Source organism: Pseudomonas pseudonitroreducens (assembly GCF_021603645.1).
Lineage (GTDB): Bacteria > Pseudomonadota > Gammaproteobacteria > Pseudomonadales > Pseudomonadaceae > Pseudomonas > Pseudomonas pseudonitroreducens.
In genome coordinates this window covers 1-509 of the sequence record NZ_BQHJ01000053.1, presented here as the reverse complement: position 1 = coordinate 509, position 509 = coordinate 1, and the positions used below count along the sequence as shown (strand labels likewise).

Genomic DNA, 509 nt, shown 5'->3' with positions numbered 1-509 from the left:
TTGGTGGTCGCCTTGATGCCGACGATTTCCACTTCTTCCTGGACCTTGACGATGCCACGCTCAACACGGCCGGTTACCACGGTGCCACGACCGGAGATCGAGAACACGTCTTCGATCGGCATCAGGAACGGCTGGTCGATTGCACGAACCGGCTCAGGAATGTAGGAGTCCAGGGTTTCTACCAGCTTGCGCACGGCGGAAACGCCCATCTCGTTGTCGTCCTGGCCGTTCAGAGCCATCAGAGCGGAACCGATCACGATCGGAGTGTCGTCGCCCGGGAAGTCGTAGGTGTTCAGCAGATCGCGAACTTCCATTTCGACCAGTTCCAGCAGCTCGGCGTCGTCAACCATGTCGGCCTTGTTCAGGAACACGACGATGTAAGGAACGCCTACCTGACGGGACAGCAGGATGTGCTCGCGGGTCTGCGGCATGGGGCCGTCAGCAGCCGAGCAAACCAGGATCGCGCCGTCCATCTGGGCAGCACCGGTGATCATGTTCTTCACGTAGTC

At 59.7% G+C, this 509-nt stretch carries 1 protein-coding gene; it reads right to left on the bottom strand.

The window, feature by feature from the left end; genetic code table 11:
- On the bottom strand, positions 1-509 hold a 509-nt coding region (locus L6D89_RS32415; protein ID WP_236202348.1), incomplete at both ends, for a GTP-binding protein.